We start from the raw sequence: 25,094 nt of genomic DNA on the forward strand, positions 1-25,094 counted from the left end.
TGGCAGGGTGACCATAGGCTCAATCACCGATCTGACGCTCTCCGCCGTTCAATACGAAGCCCTGGACGGCGGTGTGGCCGCCAACGTGGACGAACATATCCGGCTCATCGAGGATGCCGAGTCCCACGGCTCGCGACTGGTCATCTTCCCCGAACTTTCGCTCACGGGATACCGGCTCGACCTCCTGGCCGGCCCGGGGGAGTGGGTGAGCGCGACCGACACCCGCTTGGACGGCATCCGTGAAATCTGCCGGCGCACCGGCATCACCGCGGTCGTCGGAGCCGCTTTCAGGGACGGCAACGGCACGCCCCGGCTGGCCTCCCTCGCCCTGCATCCCGACGGCACCGTCGAAACCAGCTTCAAAACCTGGCTGCACGGTCCGGAGCAGAGCCTGTTCGTCGCCGGAAGCCATCCCGGCGTCCTCGGGATCGACGGCTGGAAGGTCGCCCTGGCCGTTTGCTTCGACGCGGCCCGGCCCGGCCATGCCGAATGGGCGGCCGGGGCGGGCGCGGACGTTTATGCCGTCTCCGCCGTCTACACGGCAGGCGAGGACCACCGGCTCGGGCTGCACCTCGGTGCCCGGGCCATGGACAACCGGATGTTCTCCGTCCTGGCGAACCTGGCCGGGACCACGCCGCTGGGCCCCTCGTGCGGGTTGAGCGGTTTCTGGGGCCCGGACGGGCTCCCGTTCCGGCAGGCCGCGGGGACAGGGGCCGAGGTGCTGACCGCAAGCCTCCAGCACAGTGTCCTGGAGCGGTTTCGGCGTCCCTGAGCCCGGCCGGCCGGGCGGAACGTGACGCACGGCCCGTCAAGTTTGACGCTCGTCACACCGCCGCCATTGTCCTTACAAGCGCGGGACAAGGTAACGTTTTTCATATGGCTGACTCTGACATTCGCTCTTACACGTTCGGGACCCTCGTGACTGCCATGGTCACACCTTTCACGACGGACGGTGAGGTCGACTACAAGCAGTCGGCGGAACTGGCGAGCAAGCTCGTCGACGACGGCAACGATGCCCTCGTGATCTCCGGCACCACGGGGGAGACCTCTACCCTGGAGGACGACGAAAAAGAGAAGCTTTTCCGCGTCATTGTGGAGGCCGTCGGTGACCGCGCCAAGGTCATTGCCGGAACCGGAACCAACCACACCTCGCACTCCATCGAGATGGCCAAGCGCGCTGCCAAGGCCGGAGCCCACGGCCAGCTGATCGTCACCCCGTACTACAACAAGCCCAGCCAGGCCGGCATCCAGGCGCACGTCGAGGCCGTGGCCGACGCCGCCGACCTCCCCGTCATGGTGTACGACATCCCCGGCCGCGCGGGCGTGCCCATCCTTCCCGAAACCATGATCCGGCTCGCCGACCACCCAAGGATCGTCGCCCTCAAGGACGCCAAGGCCGATTTCGCGGCCGTCACGCAGGTCCTGGCGAACACGGACATCGACGTCTACTCCGGCGATGACGGACTCACGCTGCCGTGGATGGCCGCGGGCGCCGTCGGCCTGGTCAGTGTCTCTGCGCACGTCGCGACGCGGCAGTACCGCGCGCTGATCGATGCCGCCCTTGCAGGCGATTTTGCCACCGCCCGCACCCTACATTTCGAACTGGACCCCGTGGTCCGCGCAGTGATGACCCACATTCAGGGTGCTGTCGCTGCCAAGCAGGTTCTTAAGTGGCAGGGAGTCCTGCCCAACTCGGTTGTCCGTTTGCCCCTCGTGGAGCCGGGCGAGGCCGAGATCGCAACCATCCGCGAGGATTTGGCGGAAGCGGGGATGGTCTTTTCCTGATCCGTTCACGATCGTGATCAGCAAAAGCCAGCCCGGTTTCCGCCTGGAAAGTAGTGCACTATGACCCAAACCGCCCTTCCCGGCCTTGTCACGCCGCCCCGGCTGCCGAACAACACCCTGCGGATCGTCCCGCTCGGCGGACTCGGGGAAATCGGCCGCAACATGACCGTTTTCGAAATCGGGGGCAAGCTCCTCATCGTTGACTGCGGCGTCCTCTTCCCCGAAGAGACCCAGCCCGGCGTCGACCTCATCCTGCCGGACTTCGCGTACATCGAAAACCGTCTCGAGGACATCGTCGCGGTCATCCTGACGCACGGTCACGAAGACCACATCGGTGCCGTACCCTACCTCCTGCGCCTGCGCGCCGACATCCCCATCGTCGGTTCGCAGCTCACACTGGCCCTGATCGAGGCCAAGCTGCAGGAACACCGGATCAAGCCCTACACCATGACGGTTGTCGAGGGCCAGGTCGAGAAGTTCGGGCCGTTCGAATGCGAATTCGTTGCCGTCAACCACTCCATTCCGGACGCCCTCGCCGTGTTCCTGCGCACCGCGGGCGGCACTGTCCTGCACACCGGTGACTTCAAGATGGACCAGCTGCCGCTGGACGGCCGCATTACCGACCTCCGGCACTTCGCCAAGCTCGGCGAAGAAGGCGTGGACCTCTTCATGTCGGACTCGACCAATGCCGACGTCCCCGGATTCACCACGGCCGAGAAAGAAATCGGTCCCACCCTGGACCGGCTGTTCGGCCAGGCCTCCAAGCGCATCATCGTCGCCTCCTTCTCCTCCCACGTGCACCGCGTCCAGCAGGTCCTTGACGCCGCCGCCAACCACAACCGCAAGGTTGCCTTCGTGGGCCGCTCCATGGTCCGCAACATGGCCATCGCCGCGAAACTGGGCTACCTGGAAGTGCCGGCCGGGATCCTGGTCGACATCAAGAACATCGACAACCTGCCGGACAACCGCGTGGTCCTCATGTCCACCGGGTCCCAGGGCGAGCCCATGGCGGCCCTGTCCCGCATGGCCAACGGTGACCACCGCGTCGTCGTCGGCGAAGGCGACACTGTCATCCTCGCCTCGAGCCTGATCCCGGGCAACGAGAACGCCGTCTTCCGCATCATCAACGGACTGCTCAAGCTCGGCGCCGACGTCATCCACAAGGGCAACGCGAAGGTGCACGTCTCCGGCCACGCCGCCGCCGGCGAGCTGCTGTACTGCTACAACATCCTCGAGCCGCTCAATGCCATGCCGGTGCACGGCGAAACGCGCCACCTCATCGCCAACGGCAAGATCGCCCTGGAATCCGGCGTGCCGGAGGAAAGCATCCTGCTCGCGGACAACGGCACGGTGATCGATCTGCGCGACCACCAGGCCGATATCGTCGGCCAGGTCGAGGTCGGATTCGTCTACGTTGACGGCTCCAGCGTTGGAGAAATCACCGACGCCGACCTCAAGGACCGCCAGGTCCTCGGCGACGAAGGCTTCATCTCCATCATCACCGTCATCCACCGCGCCACCGGCAAAGTGGTGTCCGGGCCCGAGATCCACGCCCGCGGCGTGGCCGAGGACGATTCCGTGTTCGACGAGATCATCCCCAAGATCAACCAGGCCCTCGAAGAAGCCGTGCAGAACCGCACCGACCACACGACGCACCAGCTCCAGCAGGTGGTCCGCAGGGTCGTGGGCACCTGGGTCAACCGCAAACTGCGCCGCAAGCCCATGATCATCCCGGTGGTCCTCGAGGCCTAGGCCTCAGTGGTTCACCGGGCGTAAGCCTTAGAGCGAGCACCCGTAAACGGCCTTCCCGGCCCGTCCGCAGCCTCAGCGCTGCGGCGGGCGGGGGAGGCCGTTTTGCGTTGCCGCCAGGGGCAACGCGATCCCGGGCGGCCCGGAAATTCGGGGAATCCGGGCCGGAGTCCGGTACCGTGGCGGGTATGGCGACTCGTACTTCTTCCGCGCCTAGAGGAAACTCAAGCGGCAAATCAGGCAGTTCTCCCGGCCGGGGGTCCAGTCCCGCCGCATCCAAATCCGGCCGACCGCGGGGCACCGCGGGCGGAACCACAGGCACCGCCCGTACCCGCCAACTGGCCGCCGTCGAACCCCAGCAGCCCTGGGCCGTGCGCGTGCTGGCCGGCGCTTGGCTCGGAATCGGCCATGTCGTGGGCGCCGGCATCCGCCGGGTCGGACACGACGTCAGCGACCTCGCCCCCGAGGACCGCCGCGACGGCGCGGCCCTGTTCAACCTGGCCCTCGGCGTCTTCGTCGCCACCTTTGCCTGGTGGGGCTTCCATGGCTGGCTGCCCGACCTCGTCTTCGCGATCGTCAACGGCACCTTCGGCTGGATGGCCCTGCTGCTGCCGCTCATGCTGTTCGTTTGCGCCTTCCGCCTGTTCCGCCAGCCCGACGACGGCCGCGGCAACAACCGGATCGGCATCGGCTTCCTCGTCATGACCCTTGCCGGGTCCGGACTGGCCCACGTCATCGGCGGCCAGCCGACGGTGGCCGACGGCTTTGACGGCCTGCGCCGGGCCGGGGGCATGCTCGGCTACCTCGCCGCCGCCCCGCTGGCCGCGCTCCACCCCGCAGTCCCCGTGGCGGTGTACAGCCTCCTCGCCTTCACCTCGGTGCTGATCGTCACTGCCACCCCGTTCGGCGCCATCCCCGGCCGCTTGCGGGGCGCCTACGAACACCTCATGGGCATCGACCTCCAGGACCACGACGCCGGCGATCCCCACGACCGCAGCTACCTGTACGAGAACGACGCACCCGCCCCGAAGAAGAAGCGCAGGCGCCTCTTCGGGAAGGACCAGGAGGACGACGCCGGCCTGGAAGGCTACGTCGGCGACGAAGCGTTCGAACGGGCGGTCATCGGCGACGAAGAGGCAGAGGGTGCGCCCGCCAAGGGCGGAAAGGCCGCCAAGGCACAGGCCAACGCCGCGGCAGCTGTCGCCCCCGGTGTCCGGCGCCCCACCCAGGCGGAGATCGCCGTCGAAAAGATCAAGGCGGCCCAGGGCCTCGGCGCGGCAAGCGCCGCCAGTGCAGCCGCAGGGGCCGCGGGCGAGACCGCCACCGAGGCCATCCCCGTGGTGACGCCGGGGATGGTGGCGGCAGGTTCGCCGCACGCGGCCGCCGCCCCGCAGGTCCCCGCCAACCCGGTGGCGCCGGCGCCCCTGCCCACCCCGATTCCGCAGCGCACCGAGCAGCTCTCCCTGGCCGGTGACGTCACCTACACCCTGCCGGCGTCGGACATGCTCACCCCCGGGTCCATTCCGAAGGAACGCACCGAGGCCAACGACGCCATCGTCGCCTCGCTCACCGAGACCCTCACCCAGTTCAACGTCGACGCCCAGGTGACCGGCTTCAGCCGCGGCCCCACCGTGACCCGCTACGAAATCGAGCTGTCCCCGGGCACCAAGGTGGAGCGGGTCACTGCCCTGTCCAAGAACATCTCCTACGCCGTCGCGAGCTCGGACGTGCGCATCCTGAGCCCCATCCCGGGCAAATCGGCCATCGGCATCGAGATCCCGAACACGGACCGCGAGACCGTGTCCCTGGGCGATGTCCTCCGCAGCCAGAACGCCCGCCGCACAGACCACCCCATGGTCATGGGCGTCGGCAAGGACGTCGAGGGCGGCTACGTCGTGGCCAACCTCGCCAAGATGCCGCACCTGCTGGTGGCCGGTGCCACCGGTGCCGGTAAGTCCTCGTTCGTGAACTCGATGATCACCTCGATCCTCATGCGGGCCACCCCGGACGAGGTCCGCATGGTCATGGTGGACCCCAAACGCGTCGAACTCACCGCCTACGAGGGCGTCCCGCACCTGATCACCCCCATCATCACGAACCCGAAGAAGGCGGCCGAGGCCCTGCAGTGGGTGGTCCGGGAAATGGACGCCCGCTACGACGACCTCGCCAACTACGGCTTCAAGCACATCGACGACTTCAACAAGGCTGTCCGGGCCGGCAAGGTCCACCCGCCGGTGGACTCCAAGCGCGTCATCAAGCCGTACCCGTACCTGTTGGTGATCGTCGACGAACTCGCCGACCTCATGATGGTGGCCCCCCGCGACGTCGAAGACTCGATTGTCCGCATCACCCAGCTGGCCCGTGCCGCCGGCATCCACCTGGTCCTCGCCACGCAGCGCCCGTCCGTCGACGTTGTGACCGGCCTGATCAAGGCGAACGTGCCGTCCCGCATGGCGTTCGCGACCTCCTCCGTCACCGACTCCCGCGTGGTCCTGGACCAGCCGGGTGCCGAAAAACTCATCGGCCAGGGCGATGCCCTCTTCCTGCCGATGGGCGCCTCCAAGGCGATGCGCGTCCAGGGTGCCTGGGTCACCGAATCCGAGATCCACAAGGTGGTCGAGCACGTCAAGGGCCAGCTCAAGGCCGTCTACCGCGACGACGTCGCGCCCGAGGCGCAGAAGAAGCAGATCGACGACGACATCGGGGACGACCTTGAGGTCCTGCTGCAGGCGACCGAGCTCGTGGTCACCACGCAGTTCGGCTCCACCTCGATGCTGCAGCGCAAGCTTCGGGTCGGTTTCGCGAAGGCCGGCCGCCTCATGGACCTGCTGGAGTCCCGGGGAGTGGTGGGCCCCTCCGAGGGATCCAAGGCCCGCGACGTGCTGGTCAAGCCCGATGACCTCGCCGCGGTGCTCGCCGCGATGAAGGGCCTGGAGGCGCCCGCCGCCGCCGATTCCCAGACGGCGGCGCTGAGCGATAACGCCAACGCAAACATCGCCCAGGGCGGATACGCCGAGGACCTCGTGGCGGCCGACCTCGACAACCGGACGCAGGCCGTTGACTACTACGACGGCGCCGACGGCGGCTCTGACGACGAGGACGGCTCCGAGGACGCCTGGTCGCTCACCGGACGCTAGCCCGGGAACCCGGGTAGCCTAGGAAGGTGAATAGCGCCGAAGCCAACGCCGGATCCGCCTCGCGGATCTGGAACCTGCCGAATGTCCTGACGATGCTGCGGATCGTGCTGGTGCCATTCTTCGTCTGGTTCCTCATCCTCGACGCCCCCGGGCTGCAGGCCCAGAACGGCATCTGGCGCTGGGCGGCCGCGCTCGTGTTCGCGGTCGCCATCTACACGGACAAGCTCGACGGCGACATCGCCCGGTCCCGGGGGCTGGTCACCGACTTCGGCAAGATCGCGGACCCGATCGCCGACAAGCTGCTCACCGGCTCCGCGCTGGTCATGCTCTCGCTGCTCCAGGAACTTCCGTGGTGGGTCACCATCCTGATCCTGCTCCGGGAGTGGGGCATCACCGCGCTGCGGTTCTTCGTGATCCGTTACGGCGTCATCCCGGCCTCGCGCGGCGGCAAGCTCAAGACGGTGGTGCAGACGGTCGCCATCTTCCTGTACGTCCTGCCGCTGGCATCCCTCGCCCCATGGCTCGGCATCGTGGCGTTCGTCGTCATGATGGCGGCGCTGGCCATCACGCTGTGGACCGGTGGCGAATACGTCATCGAGGCCCTCAAGCTGCGGGCCGCCGGCATCCGGGCAGAGAAGGAACGGGTAGGGGAGAAGAAGCCATGACTGATCCGAACACCCATCAGCCGCACCCCGGCCTGCACCCCAACCTTCACCGGCTGGCTGAGCGGGCTGTCAGCGGAGCCATCGACCGCGGCGTGACTGCCGCCACCGCTGAATCCCTGACGGCCGGGATGGTCGCGGCGGTGCTGGCCGACACGCCCGGCGCCTCCGCGATGCTGCAGGGCGGCGTGGTGTCCTACGCCAACTCGGTCAAGTCCGGCGTCCTGGGCGTTCCCGGCGAATTGCTCGACGCCGTCGGCTCCGTCGACGGGCAGGTCGCCGCCGCCATGGCCGACGGGGCCCGCCGGGTCTGCGGTGCAGATATCGGCGTCTCCACCACCGGGGTGGCGGGGCCGGAACCTCACGACGGCAAAGCGGTGGGCACGGTCTTCATCGGGATCGCCACGGCGGAGGGCTCGACGTCGTTCCCCTATTTCTTTGCAGGGAGTCGCGCCGAGATCCGCGCACTCGCCTGCGGTGCTGCCCTGGAACGCCTGCTTGCGGCCCTACCATCGTGAGGCTACCCGGCGTAAAGTTGCCGGGAACAAAAGTTGATTCCGAATAGTTGTTACATTGTGTCGCTTCCAAATGAAGGAGGCGCCTAGGATGAAAACATCAGCAGAGTCCGCCCCACAGGCGGACTCGACAGTACGAGGAGCAAGGCGATACAGATGGTAAAGCAGCCCGTATCCGTAAACGGCGTTGTCCGCTGGAAGGATGTGGGCCTCGCCGATCAGGCAAAGAGCGAACAGAAGGAGCGCAAGATGGTTGTACTTCGTCACGAAATCGGTGATGTCCTGCGCGATGTCCGCCAGCGCCAAGGCCGTACCCTCCGCGAAGTCTCGCACAGTGCCCGTGTTTCGCTGGGCTACCTGAGCGAAGTGGAACGCGGCCAGAAGGAAGCTTCCTCGGAGTTGCTTTCCTCGATCTGCTCGGCCCTCGATGTTCCGCTCTCGAGCATGCTCCGCGAAGTCAGCGACCGCGTCGCTGTCGCCGAGGGTGTCGCAGTTCCGGACACCGTCCCGCAGGAGTTCGCGCAGCGCTATGGCCGCGACCTCGACCGCGAACTTAACTCCGACCTCAACGACGAGCTGGCCAAGGGCCTCCTGTCCGGAGCCCGTTAGAGGCCAACCCGCACGGCATAAGAAAAGGACCCCCGGCCGGGGGTCCTTTTCGCGTCTCAGGCGTGCTCGTCGCGGGGGAAGCCGTCGCGTTCATAGGTGGCATTGAGTTTCGCCATGTACATGGCCAGCGCCTGCAGTTCCTCGGCGGGCCACTCCGCCAGGCGCTCCCGGAACACCTCGCGCCGGGCATCCTGGACCTGGTGCATGCGCGCCTCGCCCTCAGGCGTCAGCAGGATCGACTGCGCCCGGCCGTCGAGGGGGTCCGCTTCTTTCGAGACCAGGCCGAGGCCTTCGAGGAAGGCAACCTGCCGGCTCACCGAGGGCTTGCCGACGCCGATGCACGAGGCGAGATCGGTCAGCCGAATGGGCCCCTGCTTGCGGATCACGCTGAGCAGGCCGTAGGCGGCTGGTTCCATGTCCGGGTGGACCTGGCGGGAGAGCTGATGCGAGATGGACCGGGCACGGCGCCAGAGGAGGCTCAGCTGATTCTCGACGGCGTTGAGGGCTGCATCGGCATCTGCATCTGCGGCGGGGTTTCCGGGTGAGGTTCCGGGGAGGGATTCGCCGGCGGCCTCGGAGGGGTTGCTCATGGCAACCATTCTAGAGTCCCGGGCCGTGAGAGACTTTACTCGTGCGAATCAGTGACTTTTGGCGGCTCATGGACGACGAATTCGGTGCCGGCTATTCCCGTGTCCTGGGTAATTCCCTGGTCCTGGCAGGGGTCGGCGGCCGCACGGCGGACCAGGCCCTCAGCGCCGGCGTCCCGCCCCGCCAGGTGTGGCTCGCCCTGTGCGATGTGCAGGACGTCCCGCCGGAACGCCGGCTCGGCCGGGACATCAAACCCCGCGACAACGCCGGGCCGGAGTAAGCGCCCGAGCCTATGCCCGTATGCCGGCGGCACGCCAACCGGCGGGCATTCGGCATGTGCCGGCGCGGGCCGGACCCTGACACGCCGCCGGCATTGTTCGAATATCTGTTCGGATAGGGATATGCTTTTTTCAGAGCGTTTTCCACGTAAGGTGTCTTCCCGTCGGTGGATTCCACAACAGCATTTTCCATAAGTGGTTTTCCACATAGGCGGTTCCCTCGGCAACTTTGTCGGAGGGGGCCGGTAGCGTCAGGGATGACAGACGAAGGGCCTAAACGGCCACTCCACAGCGAGAAAGCATTAGAGGTGTGAACCATGGCCGCAGCCCCGGATCGCCAGAAGGCGCTTGAAGCAGCGCTTGCCCAGATTGACAAGCAGTTCGGCAAGGGATCGATCATGCGCCTGGGCGATGAAACGCGCGCCCCGATCGAGGTCATCCCGACCGGCTCCATTGCCCTGGACGTCGCGCTCGGCATTGGCGGCCTTCCCCGGGGCCGTGTCGTCGAGATCTACGGCCCTGAGTCCTCCGGTAAGACCACGGTTGCCCTGCATGCCGTGGCCAACGCGCAGCGCAACGGCGGCATCGCGGCGTTCATTGACGCCGAGCACGCCCTGGACCCGGAGTACGCAGCCAAGCTGGGTGTCGACACCGACGCCCTGCTCGTCTCACAGCCGGATACCGGCGAACAGGCCCTGGAAATCATGGACATGCTGGTCGGCTCCGGCTCGCTGGACATCGTCGTCATCGACTCCGTGGCAGCCCTCGTCCCGCGCGCCGAAATCGAAGGCGACATGGGTGACAGCCACGTCGGCCTCCAAGCACGCCTCATGAGCCAGGCGCTGCGTAAGATCACCGGCCGGCTGAGCCAGACCAAGACCACGGCCATCTTCATCAACCAGTTGCGCGAAAAGATCGGCGTGTTCTTCGGCTCTCCGGAAACCACTACCGGTGGTAAGGCGCTGAAGTTCTACGCCTCCGTCCGCATCGACGTCCGCCGCATCCAGACCCTCAAAGAGGGCGCGGACTCGGTCGGTAACCGCACCAAGGCCAAGATCGTCAAGAACAAGATGGCGCCGCCCTTCAAGGTTGCCGAGTTCGACATCATCTACGGCCAGGGCATTTCCCGTGAGGGCGGCATCATCGACATGGGTGTGGAGCACGGCCTGATCAAGAAGTCCGGCTCGTGGTTCACCTACGACGGTGACCAGCTGGGCCAGGGCATGGAGAACTCCCGCCGCTTCCTGCGTGATAACCCGGAGCTGGCTGCCGAACTTGAGCGCCTCATCAAGGAAAAGCTCGGCGTCGGGGTCAAGGCCCCGGCCGAGACCGAGGCGTCACCGAAGCTCAAGGCCGTTGACGGCTTCTAACGCCGGAGCCGCCCGCGGGCCGGGGGTCCGCCGGCGGACCCCCGGCCCGGGCACCAACCCGGGCGCGTCCGGACCGGACCCGCGCACTCCGGAAGTGGATCCGGACGCTGATCCGGCGGCGGTGGCCCGTGCCATCGTGCTGCGGCAGCTGACGAGTTCACCCAAGAGCCGGATGCAGCTCTCGCGCAAGCTCGCGGAGCGGAACGTCCCCGAGGACGTCGCCGAGGCCGTGCTGGACCGCTTCGAGGAAGTGCGGCTCGTCGACGACGCCGACTTCGCCGAAATGTGGGTCCGCAGCAGGTCCCAGACGCGCAAGCTCGCCAAAGGGGCCTTGCGACGCGAACTCGCCGACAAGGGCATCGACCCGGACACGGCGGCCGGGGCGCTGGAACAGCTCAGCGACGCGGACGAGGAAGCCGCCGCCCGCGACCTCGTGGAGCGGAAGCTGCGGGGATTCACCGGCGGCGAAGACCGCGCCGAACGCGACAAGACCACCCGCCGCCTGGCGTCGATGCTTGCCCGCAAGGGATACCAGCCCTCGCTCGCCTTCCGGATCGTTGGCGAAGCGCTCGATGCCGTCGGCGGCCATGCGGGGGACGAGGACTAGGTCTGCTGTCCCCGCCGCAGGTCCGCGCAGGCCGCGCACCCCTGCCATCAATCGGGCACCTGCAAACCCGGTACCCTTAACAGGTGAGTTTTACCATTCCCTCCCCAGCAGCCGGCTCCACCTCTCCGACGCACGCTCCGGCAGCCGGTACTGATGCCGCTGGCGTCGGCCCCGGGCCGGAGCTGGCCCGCACCTACCAGGTGCGTACCTTCGGCTGCCAGATGAACGTGCACGACTCCGAGCGGATGTCAGGCATGTTGGAGGCCGCCGGCTACGTCCGGTCCACCGGGGAACTGGCCGACGTCGTGGTGTTCAACACCTGCGCGGTCCGGGAGAACGCCGACAACAAGCTGTACGGCAACCTTGGCATCCTGGCCCCGGTCAAGGCGGCCAACCCCGGCATGCAGATCGCCGTCGGCGGATGCCTTGCACAAAAGGACCGGGAGGCCATCCTGAAGAAGGCACCCTGGGTGGACGCCGTCTTCGGCACCCACAACGTCGGCGCCCTGCCCGCGCTGCTGGACCGGGCCCGCCACAACAACGAGGCCCAGTTGGAGATCCTCGAATCGCTGGACGTCTTCCCGTCGACCCTCCCCACCAAGCGCGACTCCGTCTATTCCGGCTGGGTGTCCATCTCGGTCGGCTGCAACAACACGTGCACCTTCTGCATCGTCCCTGCCCTGCGCGGCAAGGAAAAGGATCGCCGCCCAGGCGAGATCCTGGCCGAAATCCAGGCCCTGGTGGACGACGGCGCCATCGAAGTGACCCTCCTGGGGCAGAACGTAAACTCCTACGGCGTCGAGTTCGGTGATCGGCAGGCGTTTTCCAAGCTCCTGCGCGCCTGCGGCGACATCGAGGGCCTCGAGCGCGTCCGCTTCACGAGCCCGCACCCCGCAGCCTTCACAGACGACGTCATCGAGGCCATGGCCGAGACCCCCAACGTCATGCCGCAGCTGCACATGCCCCTTCAGTCCGGCTCGGACAAAGTCCTCAAAGACATGAAACGTTCCTACCGCTCTGCCAAGTTCCTCGGCATCCTGGACAAAGTCCGCGACAAGATCCCGCACGCGGCCATCTCCACGGACATCATCGTCGGCTTCCCCGGCGAAACCGAGGAAGATTTCCAGGCCACGCTCGACGTCGTCGAAAAGTCCCGCTTTGCCACTGCCTTCACGTTCCAGTACTCCAAGCGGCCCGGCACCCCCGCCGCGGACCTGCCGGACCAGCTCCCGAAGGCCGTGGTCCAGGAACGCTTCGAGCGGCTCACGGCGCTGCAGGACCGGATTGCGGCCGAGGAAAACGCCCGCCAGCTCGGCCGCCGCGTCGAGGTCATGGTCACCGCCCAGTCCGGTCGGAAGGCCGGGGAAACCCACCGCCTCTCCGGCCGTTCCCAGGACCAGCGGCTCGTGCACTTCTCCGTGCCGGCAGGGGCCGAGGTGCCCCGGCCGGGCGACCTCGTGACGGTCACCATCACGGAGGCGGCCGCGTTCCACCTCATCGCCGACCCCGCCTCGGCGGAGGACTACATCCTGCGACGGTCCCGCGCCGGCGACGCCTGGGACCGCTCGCAGGCCGATTCCTGCGGTGCTCCCGCCCCGTCCGACCGGTCGGGCAAGTCCGGCGGATCGGGCCAGTCCGGGGTCTCCCTGGGCATGCCCGCCCTCCCGGTCCGCGGCCGCTAGCCCGTGCCGGGACAGCAGGACACCCCGCCGGCGCCGGCAGTGCCGGCAGTGCTGGAAGCGCCGCCGGTAATAGCCGTCGTAGGGCCGACCGGCTCGGGTAAATCCGATCTTGCCGTGTCGCTCGCCCTGGAGCTCGACGGCGAAGTCATCAACGCCGATTCCATGCAGTTCTACCGCGGCATGGACATCGGCACCGCCAAGATCACCGAGGCCGAGCGCCGGGGCGTGCCGCACCACCTCCTGGACATCCTGGACGTGACCGAGGAAGCGAGCGTCTCGGACTTCCAGCAGCAGGCCCGCGCCCTGATCGCCGATATCCACGGCCGCGGCAAGCGGGCCATCCTGGCCGGCGGCTCCGGCCTCTACGTCCGCGCCGCGCTAGACGTCCTCGAGTTTCCCGGCACGGATCCGCAAATCCGGCGCCGCCTGGAGGCCGAACTGGAGGCGGCGGGTCCGGCGCCGCTGCGGCAGCGGCTGGAAGCCGTGGACCCGGTGTCGGCCGGCCGGCTGGGCGATGCCCGCAGGATCATCCGCGCCCTGGAGGTCTTCGAACTCACCGGACGGACGTTCAGTTCCTTCATGCCGGCCCGCGAGTACTACCAGCCCGCCGTCCAGATCGGACTCGACGTGGACCGGGAGCTGCTCCGGGAGCGCCTCGCGCGGCGCGTCCATGCAATGGTGGACCGCGGGCTGCTGGAGGAAGCCCGGCGCCTGGACGCCGCAGGGCTCCGCAAAGGCCGGACTGCGCCGCGGGCCCTGGGCTACGCGCAGTTCCTCAAAGTGCTCGACGGCACCGCCAGCGTGGCAGAGGCCGCGGAGGAAACCGTCGTGGCCACCCGGCAGTTCGCGCGGCGGCAACTGACCTGGTTCCGGGCCGACCCCCGGGTCAGCTGGCTGGACTGGCAGGATCCCGGGCTCGTGGCCCGGGCTACCGGGTTGTGCCGCACGGTGCCGGTTCAGCCGCTGGCTTAGCGTGCGGTCACGGTGCCTGAGCTGACCGGGCGGAACGGTAACCTTGGAGCATGGACTCAACCCACGCCGTGACCGCTGACCGTACTGCCGGCGACACCGCCGCCCTCAGCGGCCTGAAGTTTTCCAAAGGCCACGGAACGGGAAATGACTTTGTCCTGATCGCCGACCCCAACGGCACCCTGTCGCTTGACCCCGAACACGTGGCCGGCCTCTGCGACCGGCACCGCGGCATCGGCGGCGACGGCCTGATCCGCGCCGTGCCGTCCCGGTTCCTGCCCGAGGGGCAGGAACTGCTGGCCGTCCACCCCGACGCCGAGTGGTTCATGGACTACCGTAACGGCGACGGCTCGCTGTCCGAGATGTGCGGCAACGGCGTCCGGGTTTTCGTGCACTTCCTCATCGCCGAAGGCCTCGTGGACCTTCCGGCCGGCGAGTCCCTGGTCATCGGCACCCGGGGCGGCGTCAAGACGATCGTCCGGACCGCTGCCGGCTACGCGGTGGACATGGGCCCGTGGGAGTTCATCTATCCCGGCGAGGCGACCGCACGGGCCATGGACTCGCTGGTCAGCGCCGACGGGCTGGAGGTGGCCAGGCCTGCGCTTTCGGTCAGCATGGGCAACCCGCACACGGTCGTGGCTTTGGCCGAGGCCGCCGAACTTGCGGCCACCATGCTGTTCACGGCACCGCGCGTGGACCCGACGCCGCCAAACGGCACCAACGTCGAATTCGTGGTGCCGGCCGAGCCGCTGGTCCACGAAGGGACCGGAACCATCACCATGCGGGTCCACGAACGGGGAGTGGGGGAGACCCAGTCCTGCGGCACCGGCGCCTGCGCCGCCGCCGTCGCGATCCGTCACTGGGCCGGCCAAGGCGCCCCGGACGCCTGGAACGTGAACGTACCCGGCGGCGTCGTCGGGGTGAAGTTCTTCGTCGGCCCGGAGGGGCACGAACACGTCGAGCTCAGCGGCCCGGCCGTGATCGTCGCTACCGGGACGCTTTCCTGACCCGGAGGATCCTGAACGACTTCGACGTGCTCTCCCGGGTGACGGCGTAGCTGGAATCAAGTTCCGCCGCCAGCCAGCGCTGCAGCGAATCCGAGCCCAAATTCTTCTGCACCACGAGCCACGCCGATCCGCCCGGCGCCAGCCGGGGAAGCCACAGCAGCAGCAAAGCATGGAGCTCGTCCTTGCCGATCCGGATCGGCGGGTTGGACCAGATGGTGTCAAAACGCAGCTCCGGGTCCACGGCCTCAGGTGCGCTGGCGGTGACGTTGTCCAGCCCCAGCAGCGCGGCGTTTTCATTCGTCAGCGCCACACAGCGTTCGTTCACGTCCACGGCGTAGACCCGGGCATGCGGCGCCCGCAACGCCATGGTCAGGGCGATCGGACCCCAGCCGCAGCCGATATCCAGCAGGTTGCCCTGCGGAGCCGGTGACGGGACATCGGCGAGAAGGACCGCAGTTCCCTTATCGATCCCGTCCGGGCTGAAGATCCCTGTGGAGGTCTGCAGCCGCCGCGTCTCACCGGCCAGTTCCACGGTGAGCGGTTTGCGGGTGAAGGGCCCGGAGGGTTGGGCGCTGAAATAGTGTGCAGACTCCATAATGGGCCAGATTAGTTCGCAGCCGGGTGGAATGGGAAACCGGACAGAACTGTCTGCTAGGCTTAAAACCATGATCTTGATTTTCAAGTAACTGGCACCGCAGTAGCCAGTGCGGGTCCGAATGCGGTCTGACCGCGCCCCGCAGCGACGCAGGTAAATACCTTCCGCCCGTACGCCGAACCGAGTGAACGCGCCATCACAGCTGGTGCCCTCGCATTCCCAGGCGCACGAACCACTTGGAATCAAGCCCCGGCATCCGTCCCTCCGCGACGGTGCGTTTTCGCGGTCTGCCTCCAAGCCCGGCGGAAGCCACGACCTCACTGTGCCCCACTTTTTTACGGTGGCCCCCACAGCCAGACGCCCCCGGCGCCTCTCTCCTCACCCAGACACCGCTCCGCACGGAGCACGCCCCGCCCCGGCACCGCTGCCGCGGGCACTCCAGGAGGCCTGCATGACCCCGCCCCGTCAGCCCAGCGCGAATACCGCCCCACAGGGCAGCAATCGGCACTATTCTGAAAGAGCCGAACCCCTAAAGGAGACCATGACCAGCCAGCCCAACACCGGACCCGATTCAGCCGCCCAGGACATGAGCCCTGAGGAGATTCAGGCTGTCATCGACCGGATCCTCTCCAAGGACACCCCCGCCTCCGGAGCAGGTCGCAGCACCGGTTCCCGAACCGGCAGCAGCGACGCAGCCGGTGACAGTACCGGTGGCCCCAAGCCGCTGCTCGGCAAGGCGCAGGCAATCTCCCGCCTCGACGAGGTGTACACGAACTTCGACGGCGACCAGCAGGACCTTGAGGAGCGGCACGCGCTGCGCCGCAAGGCCGGGCTGTCCACCGAACTCGAAGACGTCACCGAGGTCGAATACCGGCAGTTGCGCCTAGAACGCGTCGTCCTGGCCGGCCTCTGGACCGAAGGCACCCTCGCCGACGCCGAGAACTCCCTGCGGGAACTTGCAGCCCTCGCCGAGACGGCCGGCTCCGAAGTCCTCGACGGGATCGTGCAGCGCCGGACCAAACCGGACCCCGGAACGTTCCTGGGCTCGGGCAAGGCACAGGAACTGAAGTCGATCGTGATGTCCACCGGCGCCGACACCGTGGTGGTTGACGCCGAGCTGGCCCCGTCGCAGCGGCGCGGGCTGGAAGACATCGTGAAAGTCAAAGTCATCGACCGCACGGCGCTGATCCTGGACATCTTCGCGCAGCACGCCAAGAGCCGTGAAGGCAAGGCCCAGGTTGAACTGGCCCAGCTGGAATACCTGCTTCCGCGCCTGCGCGGCTGGGGCGAGTCGATGTCCCGGCAGGCCGGTGGCCAAGTGGGCGGTGCCGGTGCCGGCATGGGTTCGCGCGGTCCTGGTGAAACCAAGATCGAACTGGACCGCCGCCGCATCCGCACCCGGATGGCGAAGCTGCGGCGCGAAATCGCCGCCATGAAGCCGGCCCGGGAAACGAAGCGGGCCAACCGCCGCCGCAACGCCGTTCCGTCGGTGGCGATCGCCGGGTACACCAACGCCGGCAAGTCCTCGCTGCTGAACCGGCTGACCGACGCGGGGGTCCTGGTGGAGAACGCGCTGTTCGCCACCCTGGACCCCACCGTCCGCAAGGCGGAGACCGCCGACGGCCTGGGCTACACCCTGGCCGACACCGTGGGATTCGTCCGTTCCCTGCCCACCCAGCTCGTGGAGGCGTTCCGCTCCACCCTGGAGGAAGTGGCGGACTCGGACCTGATCCTGCATGTCGTGGACGTCTCGCACCCGGATCCGGAGGGCCAGATCGCCGCCGTCCGGACGGTGTTCAGCGAAGTCGACGCCCGCAAGGTGCCGGAAATCATTGTCCTGAACAAGGCCGACGCCGCCGACCCGTTCGTGGTCGAACGGCTCAAGCAGCGCGAACCGCGCCACGTGGTGGTCTCGGCCCGCACGGGTGAAGGCATCCCGGAGCTGCTGAGGGCCATCAGCGAGGGCATCCCGCGTCCCAGCGTGAAGCTTGAGCTGCTGATTCCGTATAACCGCGGCGACCTGCTCAGCAAGCTCCACGAGTCCGACGCCGAGATCCTCAGCCTCGACCACGAGGAAACCGGAACCCGTGCCGTCGTGATGGTGCGCGAAGGACTCGCCGCCGAGCTGGATCCCTTCATCAGCAATGACTGAGGCCGCGGTGACCGGGGCGGGCGCTGATTCAGCCGACCCGGAAGCGGCCGGCGCCGACCCGGATGCAGCCGGCGCCGACCCGGATGCGGCCGGCGAGGAGTTCGTCATTGAGCTCCTCGACCGTGCCGTGTCCGGGATGGGCGGCCAGAGCCGCGCCGGCCAGCACGAAATGGCCCGGCAGGTGGCGCGCGCAATCGAGAGCGGCGACCACCTGCTGGTCCAGGCCGGCACCGGCACCGGCAAGTCCCTGGCCTACCTGATTCCGCTGATCGCCCACTCGCTGACCAGCAACAAGCCCACCCTGGTCTCCACGGCCACGCTGGCGCTGCAGACCCAGATTGTCGGCCGGGACCTGCCCAGGCTCCTCAAGACCCTCACGCCAGCCCTGAAGCGTCCCGTGAGGGTGGCCCTGGTGAAGGGCCGGGCCAACTATGTCTGCCGGCACAAGCTCGAAGGCGGCTTCCCGTCCGAGGAGCCCTCCGAGGGGCAGCTGTTCTCCCTGGGCGAGGACACGTCCGTGCCGCACTTTGCCGCCGCGCTCGGCGGACCGTCGTCGCAGCTCGGCAAGGAAGTGGTGCGGCTGCGCGAGTGGGCCGAGGACACGGCCACCGGGGACCGCGACGAGCTCATGCCCGGCGTCACGGACCGCGCCTGGCGCCAGGTCTCTGTTACGTCCATGGAGTGCCTCGGCGCGCAGAAGTGCCCGCACGCGGCCGAATGCTTCAGCGAACTGGCCCGGCAGAACGCCGCCGATGCCGACGTCGTGGTCACCAACCATGCCATGCTTGCCGTCAGCGCGTTCGAAGGCCTGGCAGTCCTGCCCGAATATGACGTCGTGGTGGTGGACGAGGCCCACGAACTGCAGGACCGCGTCACCGGCGCCGTCTCCGGCCAGCTCTCCGTGGCGATGGTGCACGCCGCCGCGTCCGGGGCCCGCAAGCACACCGGCATCACCGTGGACGCGCTGAACAACGCCGCTTCGCACCTCGAGCTGGCCATCGCCGGCGTCCCCAGCGGCCTGATGCCCAACGGCCTGAACAGCGACCAGCTGGACTGTGTCGACCAGCTGCGCGACGCCTGCCGTGCCGCGCTCTCAGACTCCAAGGGGGACAGTTCCACCACGGCCGACGGCGGCCGGCAACTGGCCCGCTCACGCCTCATGGTGATACTGGAACTCTGCGAACGACTCCTGGCCGCGCGGGAAAACGGTGAAGTGGTGTGGTTTTCCCGCAACAGCAGCTTCGACCCGGCCCAGGGCTACTCCCAGCCGGACGAGTCCGCGCCTGCCCTGATCAACGTCGCACCCCTGAGTGTCGCGGGGCGCCTCCGGGAGGGGCTGTTCGCGGACCACACCGTGATCCTGACATCGGCCACCCTGGCCATCGGAGCGGCTTTCGAGCCCGCGGCCGGCGGCCTCGGACTGGTCGGCAACGGCGCGCCGAGCTGGACCGGCGTCGACGTCGGATCCCCGTTCGACTATCCGAAGCAGGGCATCCTGTACGTCGCGCGGCATCTGCCCAAGCCGGGCCGGGGGCTGTCCGCAGAGGCCCTGGACGAACTCGAGAAGCTGATCCGGGCCTCCGGCGGCGGTGCCCTGTGCCTTTTCTCGTCCCGGCGCGCGGCGGAGGAGGCCGCCGACGCGTTGCGGCCCCGGTTGGGCCTGAGCATCCTGTGCCAGGGCGAGTCGAGCATGACGGCGCTGGTGCGCCAGTTCGCCGACGAACCTAACACCTGTTTGTTCGGCACGATGTCCCTGTGGCAGGGCGTTGATGTTCCCGGCGTGTCCTGCCGGCTGGTGGTCATTGACCGGATTCCGTTCCCGCGGCCGGACGACCCCCTCATGACGGCGCGATCACGGGCCGTGGCGCAGGCCGGCGGCAACGGCTTCATGTCTGTCTCGGCCACGCACGCGGCAATCCGGCTCGCGCAGGGGGCCGGGCGCCTCATCCGCTCCACATCGGACAAGGGGGTGGTGGCGGTGCTTGATTCGAGGCTGTCCACGGAGCGCTACGGCGGATTCCTCCGCGCCGCGCTCCCGCCCTTCTGGCCCACCACCGATCCGTCGATCGCCGTGGCCGCGCTGACGCGCCTCGCGAAGGAGTCCGCCACGGAATCCGGAAACGAATCCGGCACCGGGTCCGGCCAAGGCTAAGGCCGGGCTAGAGGGAACGCAGTACCGAGACGACCTTGCCCATGATGACGGCGTGGTCGCCGAGGATGGGCTCGTACTGGGTGTTCTGCGGCAGCAGCCACGTGTGGCCGTCGCGCTGGCGGAACGTCTTGACCGTTGCCTCGTCATCCAGCAGTGCGGCCACGATGTCGCCGTTCACGGCGTCGCCCTGGCGGCGGACCACTACCCAGTCGCCGTCGCAGATGGCGGCATCGATCATCGAGTCGCCAGCGACCTTGAGCATGAAGAGTTCGCCGTGTCCGACCAGCTGCCGGGGCAGGGGCATGACGTCCTCCACCACCTGGTCCGCGAGGATCGGGCCGCCGGCGGCGATGCGCCCCACAAACGGCACCATAGCTGTGTCCGTGGCGCTGGCGAGCTCGGTCACGGACAGGCCTCCGACGGCGCGGAGTCCGCTGGACTTTTCGACGCCGGAAATCGCAGTGGTCCCCTCATCGAGGGTCAGCGGCATGAGTACTTCCATGGCCCGCGGCCGCTTCGGGTCCCGCCGCAGGTAGCCGAGCTTCTCCAGTTGGGAGAGCTGGTGCGTGACGCTGGACAGGCTGGCCAGGCCGACCGTATCGCCGATTTCGCGCATGGACGGCGGGTAGCCGTTGTCCGTGACGGACCGCTGGATGGTTTCCAGGATCTTTTTCTGCCGGACGGTGAGGCTCTTGGGTGCCCGGGCAGGCTGGGAGTTCCGTGGGGTGGCCCTGCCGCCGGTGGCTTGTGCTGCCATGTTCGCCAACGCCTTTCCTTGCCGCGCGGCTGCCGTGGCGGCTGCGGCGCGGGAACTTCCGGCCTGAAATGTCAGACCCTCCTGATCGACTACCGGTGAACAAGTTCACAGGTGGTCCTTTCCCTCAAAACTAGGCCAGCTGCAGGGCTTTTTCAAACATTTGTTCTAGCGAGTCTCGACATCGTTCGTCACTAAGTGCTAAAACAGAACAAGCGGGATTCGAATATGTGTTCGATTTAAGGATTCGGGGGCCGGGCCCGTCGTTCGGCTCTATGTTCGAAGATCGTTATCCGAGGTTCTTTGTTCGAAGTTTTGTCGGAAAGTTTGGCCGGTTGGCGAGTAGGTGGAGTACGCCGGGCGGCACCGTATGGTCCAGGAGGGCACAGTTCATGTCAGCAGCAAACGCGATTCACGGCACTTTTGATCACCGCATTTCGAACCGCAACGCCCCCGCCCGGCCCAAGGTCGCTGCCGGGCGGGACGTCGTTGCCCCGCAGGGCGTCACTGGCCGGCGGCAGCAGGCACCGTTGCGGCTCACCCGGCGCGGACGGTTCGTGTTCTTCGGTCTGCCCCTGATCCTGCTGGCCGGGCTCGTCCTGTCGTTCAGCGGATTCATCAACGCGCCCGCGAAGGCGGCAGACGCCGCGGACCAGCTCTCGGCGACCCCAGCACTCTCCGTCACCGTCCAGCCGGGAGAATCCCTGTGGGCCATTGCCGGATCCGTCGCGCCGGAGCGCGATCCCCGTGACGTCGTGGCGGATATCGTGCAGCTGAACAACCTCGGCGATGCGCGTGTAATGCCCGGCCAGCAGCTCTTCGTCCCGACCAGGTAGCGGCCGCCCAGGGAGGCAGCCGCCTGCCGTCCCGGGCGTCACAGTTTCAGCGCCCGTCCCGCAACCACTTAAACTGGACAAGTGACTGACGTGACTGACCAGCTTGAGCGCCTCAACCGACTGCCCCTGCGGACCAACCTTCGCGGCCTGCGCCCGTATGGCGCGCCACAGCTGGACGTCCCCATCCTCCTCAACGTCAACGAGAACACCCATGGCGTCCCGGCCGATGTCCGTGCGGCAATTACCGAAGCCGTCAGCGCTGCCGCCACCGGGCTGAACCGCTACCCGGACCGGGAGTTCACCGAATTGCGTGAGGCCCTCGCCGAATACCTGGGCCATGGCCTGGATGCGGACAATATCTGGGCCGCGAACGGCTCGAACGAAGTCCTCCAGCAAATCCTCCAGGCGTTCGGGGGCCCCGGCCGGACCGCCCTCGGATTCCCTCCCACGTATTCGATGTACCCGCTGCTGGCCTCCGGCACGGACACTGCGTACATCACCGGCGCCCGCGCGGAAGACTACGGCCTCAGCGCGGAATCGGCGGCCCGCCAGGTTCGGGAACTGCAGCCGAACATCGTCTTCCTGTGCTCGCCGAACAACCCCACCGGCACCGGCCTGGGGCTTGACGTCGTCGAGGCCGTTTACGACGCCGGTGAGGCCAGCCAGACAATCGTGATCGTCGACGAGGCCTACCACGAGTTCGCCCACGACGGCACGCCCAGCGCGCTCACCCTGCTGCCGGGCCGCGAGCGGCTCATCGTCTCGCGCACCATGAGCAAAGCGTTTGCCCTCGCCGGGGCGCGCCTCGGATACATGGCCGCGGCGCCGGAAGTCGCCGACGCCCTGCGCCTGGTCCGCCTGCCGTACCACCTCTCGGCCATCACCCAGGCCACCGCCCTGGCTGCTCTGCAGCACCGAGTGGCGCTCATGGCGGACGTTGAGGACATCAAGCGCCAGCGGGACCGGATTGTCTCCGAACTCACCCGCATGGGCCTCAAGCCCGCGGCTTCCGATTCGAACTACGTGTTCTTCGGCGGTCTCAAGAACCCTCACAACGTCTGGCAGGGCCTCCTGGACGCCGGGGTCCTCATCCGTGACGTCGGCATCCCGGGGCACCTGCGGGTCACTGCGGGCACTGAGACGGAAACCACAGCGTTCCTTGAGGCCCTTGAGCGCATCCTGACCAGCAACTCAACACGGCAGGCCTAAACTTGACGGGGGAGCCCGGAGCGCCCCGCCAGGTTGCCGGCACCCTGCCGTCTTTGAATTGCCGCATTTCAATCGCCGACTTCCGCCGGCCGTCTTCCAAAGGACACATGTACATGAGCAACATCGGAGCCACAGCTGTCGAGACCCGGACCGCACGCATGGAACGGACCACCAGCGAGTCGTCCGTCCTGGTCGAGATCAACCTGGACGGAACCGGGGTCTCCGACATCAGCACCTCGGTGCCGTTCTATGACCACATGCTCACGGCCCTGAGCAAGCACTCCCTCATTGACATGACCGTCAAGGCCACCGGCGACACCCACATCGACGTCCACCACACCGTCGAGGACGTTGCCATCACCTTCGGCGAGGTCCTGAAGACCGCCCTGGGCAACAAGGCCGGAATCCGCCGCTTCGGCGAGGCGACCGTACCCCTGGATGAAGCCTTGGCCCAGGCCGTCGTCGACGTCTCGGGCCGGCCGTACCTGGTCCACGCAGGGGAGCCTGCCGGCCAGGAATACCACCTGATCGGCGGCCACTTCACGGGCTCCCTGACCCGCCACGTCTTCGAGGCGATCACGCTCCACGCCGGAATCTGCCTCCACATGAATGTCACCGCCGGACGGGACCCGCACCACATCGTCGAGGCCCAGTTCAAGGCCTTTGCCCGCGCCCTGCGCGCCGCCGTCGAGCCCGATCCCCGGGTCGAGGGCATCCCGTCCACTAAGGGCGCCCTGTGACCGGGCCGATCCTCCGCGACGGGGCCATCATTGACCCCTCGGCAGGCGCCCGGCCGGCATCTCCGGCGGGCAAGCCCACCGTCACGGTCCTGGACTACGGCTCCGGAAACGTCCGGTCCGCGGTCCGCGCGCTGGAGCGGGCCGGCGCGGAAGTCATCCTCAGCTCCAAGCCGGAGGATGTCCTGAACGCCGACGGCCTCGTGGTTCCCGGCGTCGGCGCCTTCGAAACCGTCATGCGCGAACTCAAGTCCGTGGACGCCATCCGCCTGATCGGCCGCCGGGTCGCCGGCGGACGCCCAGTGCTGGCCATCTGCGTCGGCCTCCAGGTGCTCTTCGAGGCCGGCGTCGAACACGGCACGGAAGCCGAAGGCATGGGGGAGTGGCCCGGCAAGGTGGAGCTGCTGCCCGCCGATGTCGTGCCGCACATGGGCTGGAACACCGTCTCCGTCCCGGAAGGGTCCACGCTGTTCGCCGGCGTCGAGGACGAGCGCTTCTACTTCGTGCACTCCTACGGCGTCCAGCACTGGGACTTCGACGTCATCCAGCCGCGCATGGCCGCGCCCCTGGTGACCTGGTCCGAGCACGGCGCCCCGTTCATCGCGGCCGTGGAAAACGGCCCGCTCTGCGCCACGCAGTTCCACCCGGAGAAGTCGGGCGACGCCGGCGCGCGGCTGCTGCGCAACTGGGTCGGGAGCCTGCGTCCGGCCGGTCCCAACGCCGCAGCCCCGGGACAGACCGCCTAGATGTGGTCCCTGGTGCTCATGGGCCTCGCCGGCCTGCTCGTTGGCGGGGCAATCTCCTTCCGGCAGCAGAAAAGTCCGCGCTGGGTGCAGATCGTGTTCTACATCCTGGCCGGCATGTCACTGCTGGCCGCCTATCTCCTGACCCTGCCGGCGTCCTGACAGCCCGCCGCTCCCCATCACCCATCCCCAAGCTGAGGACTCCACGATGACCACCGAAACCCCGTTGCCCGTACTCGAGCTCCTGCCCGCCGTCGACGTCGTCAACGGGCAGGCCGTCCGGCTCGTGCAGGGCGAAGCCGGCAGCGAGACCAGCTACGGCACCCCGCTGGAGGCGGCCCTGAACTGGCAGCAGCAGGGGGCCGAATGGGTGCACTTGGTGGACCTCGACGCCGCCTTCGGCCGGGGCTCCAACGCGGAACTGCTCCGCGAAGTCGTGGGGCGCCTGGACATCAAGGTCGAGCTCTCCGGCGGCCTGCGTGACGACGAGTCCCTCGAGAAGGCGCTCGACCTCGGCGTCGCCCGCGTGAACCTGGGCACCGCGGCCTTGGAGAACCCCGAATGGACGGCCCGGGTGATCGACCGCTTCGGCGACAAGATCGCCGTCGGACTGGACGTCCGCGGCACCACCCTGGCCGGCCGCGGCTGGACGAAGGAAGGCGGGGACCTCTGGGAGGTGCTCGGCCGCCTGGAGGATGCCGGCTGTGCCCGGTACGTCGTCACCGACGTCACCAAGGACGGCACGCTCCAGGGCCCCAACGTCGAACTGCTGCGCCAGATGGTCGAGAAGACGGGCAAGCCCGTGGTCGCCTCCGGCGGCATTTCCAGCCTCGTGGACCTGCAGGTCCTACGTTCCCTGGTGCCGCTCGGCGTTGAAGGGGCCATCGTCGGCAAGGCCCTTTACAACGGCAACTTCACCCTGCCCCAGGCCCTTGACGTCGCCGGCCGCCGCTAGGCG

The 25,094-nt window shown here is 67.8% G+C and carries 24 protein-coding genes; 21 read left to right on the top strand and 3 right to left on the bottom strand.

Annotated elements, in window-relative coordinates:
- Positions 1-7: 7 nt before the first annotated feature.
- From CFN17_RS14160 to CFN17_RS14190, 7 genes are all read left to right on the top strand, one after another.
- Positions 8-772 (top strand): carbon-nitrogen hydrolase family protein, encoded by a 765-nt coding sequence (locus CFN17_RS14160; protein WP_208748408.1) that lies wholly within the window; start codon positions 8-10, stop codon positions 770-772.
- 104 nt (positions 773-876) lie between these two features.
- On the top strand, positions 877-1,785 hold the full coding sequence (gene dapA / locus CFN17_RS14165; RefSeq protein WP_208748409.1) for a 4-hydroxy-tetrahydrodipicolinate synthase: 909 nt from the start codon (positions 877-879) through the stop codon (positions 1,783-1,785).
- A 60-nt stretch (positions 1,786-1,845) separates the two neighbouring features.
- Positions 1,846-3,537, top strand: coding sequence for a ribonuclease J (locus CFN17_RS14170; protein WP_208748410.1), 1,692 nt, complete (start codon positions 1,846-1,848; stop codon positions 3,535-3,537).
- Positions 3,538-3,722: 185 nt separating this feature from the next.
- Positions 3,723-6,671, top strand: coding sequence for a DNA translocase FtsK (locus CFN17_RS14175; RefSeq protein WP_208748411.1), 2,949 nt, complete (start codon positions 3,723-3,725; stop codon positions 6,669-6,671).
- 26 nt (positions 6,672-6,697) lie between these two features.
- On the top strand, positions 6,698-7,336 hold the full coding sequence (gene pgsA, locus CFN17_RS14180; RefSeq protein WP_208748412.1) for a CDP-diacylglycerol--glycerol-3-phosphate 3-phosphatidyltransferase: 639 nt from the start codon (positions 6,698-6,700) through the stop codon (positions 7,334-7,336).
- Positions 7,333-7,851 carry a CinA family protein gene (locus CFN17_RS14185; protein WP_208748413.1) on the top strand — a complete coding sequence of 173 codons (519 nt, stop codon included), beginning with the start codon at positions 7,333-7,335 and terminating at the stop codon, positions 7,849-7,851. The genes pgsA and CFN17_RS14185 overlap by 4 nt, the downstream gene beginning before the upstream one ends.
- Before the next feature lie 153 nt (positions 7,852-8,004).
- Complete coding sequence (locus CFN17_RS14190) at positions 8,005-8,457, top strand: helix-turn-helix domain-containing protein (RefSeq protein WP_066434909.1); 453 nt, start codon at positions 8,005-8,007, stop codon at positions 8,455-8,457.
- A gap of 56 nt (positions 8,458-8,513) precedes the next feature.
- Here CFN17_RS14190 and CFN17_RS14195 read toward each other — a convergent pair whose 3' ends face one another.
- Positions 8,514-9,047: a MarR family winged helix-turn-helix transcriptional regulator gene (locus CFN17_RS14195; protein ID WP_208748414.1), complete on the bottom strand. Its 534-nt coding sequence runs from the start codon at positions 9,045-9,047 to the stop codon at positions 8,514-8,516.
- Positions 9,048-9,088: 41 nt separating this feature from the next.
- Between CFN17_RS14195 and CFN17_RS14200 the strand changes: the two genes are divergently transcribed.
- From CFN17_RS14200 to dapF, 6 genes are all read left to right on the top strand, one after another.
- The gene (locus CFN17_RS14200) at positions 9,089-9,325 is read left to right on the top strand and encodes a DUF3046 domain-containing protein (RefSeq protein WP_208748415.1); all 237 of its coding nucleotides are present in this window, start codon (positions 9,089-9,091) and stop codon (positions 9,323-9,325) included.
- A 315-nt stretch (positions 9,326-9,640) separates the two neighbouring features.
- Entirely contained in the window at positions 9,641-10,693 is a 1,053-nt protein-coding gene (gene recA, locus CFN17_RS14205) for a recombinase RecA (RefSeq protein WP_208748416.1), read from the top strand.
- Between the two features lie 121 nt (positions 10,694-10,814).
- A complete protein-coding gene (locus CFN17_RS14210; RefSeq protein ID WP_208751507.1) occupies positions 10,815-11,300 on the top strand; it encodes a regulatory protein RecX in 486 nt (161 codons plus the stop codon).
- An 83-nt stretch (positions 11,301-11,383) separates the two neighbouring features.
- On the top strand, positions 11,384-12,982 hold the full coding sequence (gene miaB / locus CFN17_RS14215) for a tRNA (N6-isopentenyl adenosine(37)-C2)-methylthiotransferase MiaB (RefSeq protein ID WP_208748417.1): 1,599 nt from the start codon (positions 11,384-11,386) through the stop codon (positions 12,980-12,982).
- 51 nt (positions 12,983-13,033) lie between these two features.
- Positions 13,034-13,954: a tRNA (adenosine(37)-N6)-dimethylallyltransferase MiaA gene (miaA, locus tag CFN17_RS14220; protein WP_208751508.1), complete on the top strand. Its 921-nt coding sequence runs from the start codon at positions 13,034-13,036 to the stop codon at positions 13,952-13,954.
- A gap of 50 nt (positions 13,955-14,004) precedes the next feature.
- The gene (dapF, locus tag CFN17_RS14225; RefSeq protein WP_208748418.1) at positions 14,005-14,958 is read left to right on the top strand and encodes a diaminopimelate epimerase; all 954 of its coding nucleotides are present in this window, start codon (positions 14,005-14,007) and stop codon (positions 14,956-14,958) included.
- Here the strand turns inward: dapF and CFN17_RS14230 are convergent.
- Positions 14,939-15,553, bottom strand: coding sequence for a class I SAM-dependent methyltransferase (locus tag CFN17_RS14230; protein ID WP_208748419.1), 615 nt, complete (start codon positions 15,551-15,553; stop codon positions 14,939-14,941). The two genes, dapF and CFN17_RS14230, sit on opposite strands and share 20 nt — an antisense overlap.
- A gap of 541 nt (positions 15,554-16,094) precedes the next feature.
- On the opposite strand from CFN17_RS14230, the gene hflX reads away from it, so the two are divergent.
- Both hflX and CFN17_RS14240 read left to right on the top strand, forming a co-directional pair.
- Positions 16,095-17,705 carry a GTPase HflX gene (hflX, locus tag CFN17_RS14235; RefSeq protein WP_208748420.1) on the top strand — a complete coding sequence of 537 codons (1,611 nt, stop codon included), beginning with the start codon at positions 16,095-16,097 and terminating at the stop codon, positions 17,703-17,705.
- The gene (locus CFN17_RS14240) at positions 17,698-19,857 is read left to right on the top strand and encodes an ATP-dependent DNA helicase (protein ID WP_315968636.1); all 2,160 of its coding nucleotides are present in this window, start codon (positions 17,698-17,700) and stop codon (positions 19,855-19,857) included. The genes hflX and CFN17_RS14240 overlap by 8 nt, the downstream gene beginning before the upstream one ends.
- A 7-nt stretch (positions 19,858-19,864) precedes the next feature.
- Here the strand turns inward: CFN17_RS14240 and lexA are convergent, their stop codons facing one another.
- Positions 19,865-20,614, bottom strand: coding sequence for a transcriptional repressor LexA (gene lexA, locus CFN17_RS14245; RefSeq protein WP_208748421.1), 750 nt, complete (start codon positions 20,612-20,614; stop codon positions 19,865-19,867).
- Between the two features lie 389 nt (positions 20,615-21,003).
- Here lexA and CFN17_RS14250 point away from each other — a divergent pair, with 389 nt between their 5' ends.
- The 6 genes from CFN17_RS14250 to priA all read left to right on the top strand — a co-directional run bounded on the left by CFN17_RS14250 (position 21,004) and on the right by priA (position 25,091).
- The gene (locus CFN17_RS14250; protein ID WP_208748422.1) at positions 21,004-21,447 is read left to right on the top strand and encodes a LysM peptidoglycan-binding domain-containing protein; all 444 of its coding nucleotides are present in this window, start codon (positions 21,004-21,006) and stop codon (positions 21,445-21,447) included.
- 90 nt (positions 21,448-21,537) lie between these two features.
- Positions 21,538-22,656: a histidinol-phosphate transaminase gene (locus CFN17_RS14255; protein WP_208751510.1), complete on the top strand. Its 1,119-nt coding sequence runs from the start codon at positions 21,538-21,540 to the stop codon at positions 22,654-22,656.
- Between the two features lie 113 nt (positions 22,657-22,769).
- Positions 22,770-23,396 carry an imidazoleglycerol-phosphate dehydratase HisB gene (hisB, locus tag CFN17_RS14260; RefSeq protein ID WP_208748423.1) on the top strand — a complete coding sequence of 209 codons (627 nt, stop codon included), beginning with the start codon at positions 22,770-22,772 and terminating at the stop codon, positions 23,394-23,396.
- Positions 23,393-24,139 (top strand): imidazole glycerol phosphate synthase subunit HisH, encoded by a 747-nt coding sequence (hisH, locus tag CFN17_RS14265; RefSeq protein WP_208748424.1) that lies wholly within the window; start codon positions 23,393-23,395, stop codon positions 24,137-24,139. Before hisB ends, hisH begins: the two co-directional genes overlap by 4 nt.
- On the top strand, positions 24,140-24,298 hold the full coding sequence (locus CFN17_RS14270) for a hypothetical protein (protein ID WP_208748425.1): 159 nt from the start codon (positions 24,140-24,142) through the stop codon (positions 24,296-24,298).
- A gap of 46 nt (positions 24,299-24,344) precedes the next feature.
- Positions 24,345-25,091, top strand: a complete 747-nt coding sequence (gene priA, locus CFN17_RS14275; RefSeq protein ID WP_208748426.1) for a bifunctional 1-(5-phosphoribosyl)-5-((5-phosphoribosylamino)methylideneamino)imidazole-4-carboxamide isomerase/phosphoribosylanthranilate isomerase PriA — start codon at positions 24,345-24,347, stop codon at positions 25,089-25,091.
- The last annotated feature ends 3 nt before the right edge of the window (positions 25,092-25,094 follow it).

Origin of the sequence: Arthrobacter sp. PM3 (assembly GCF_003352915.1) — a bacterium.
GTDB lineage: Bacteria > Actinomycetota > Actinomycetes > Actinomycetales > Micrococcaceae > Arthrobacter.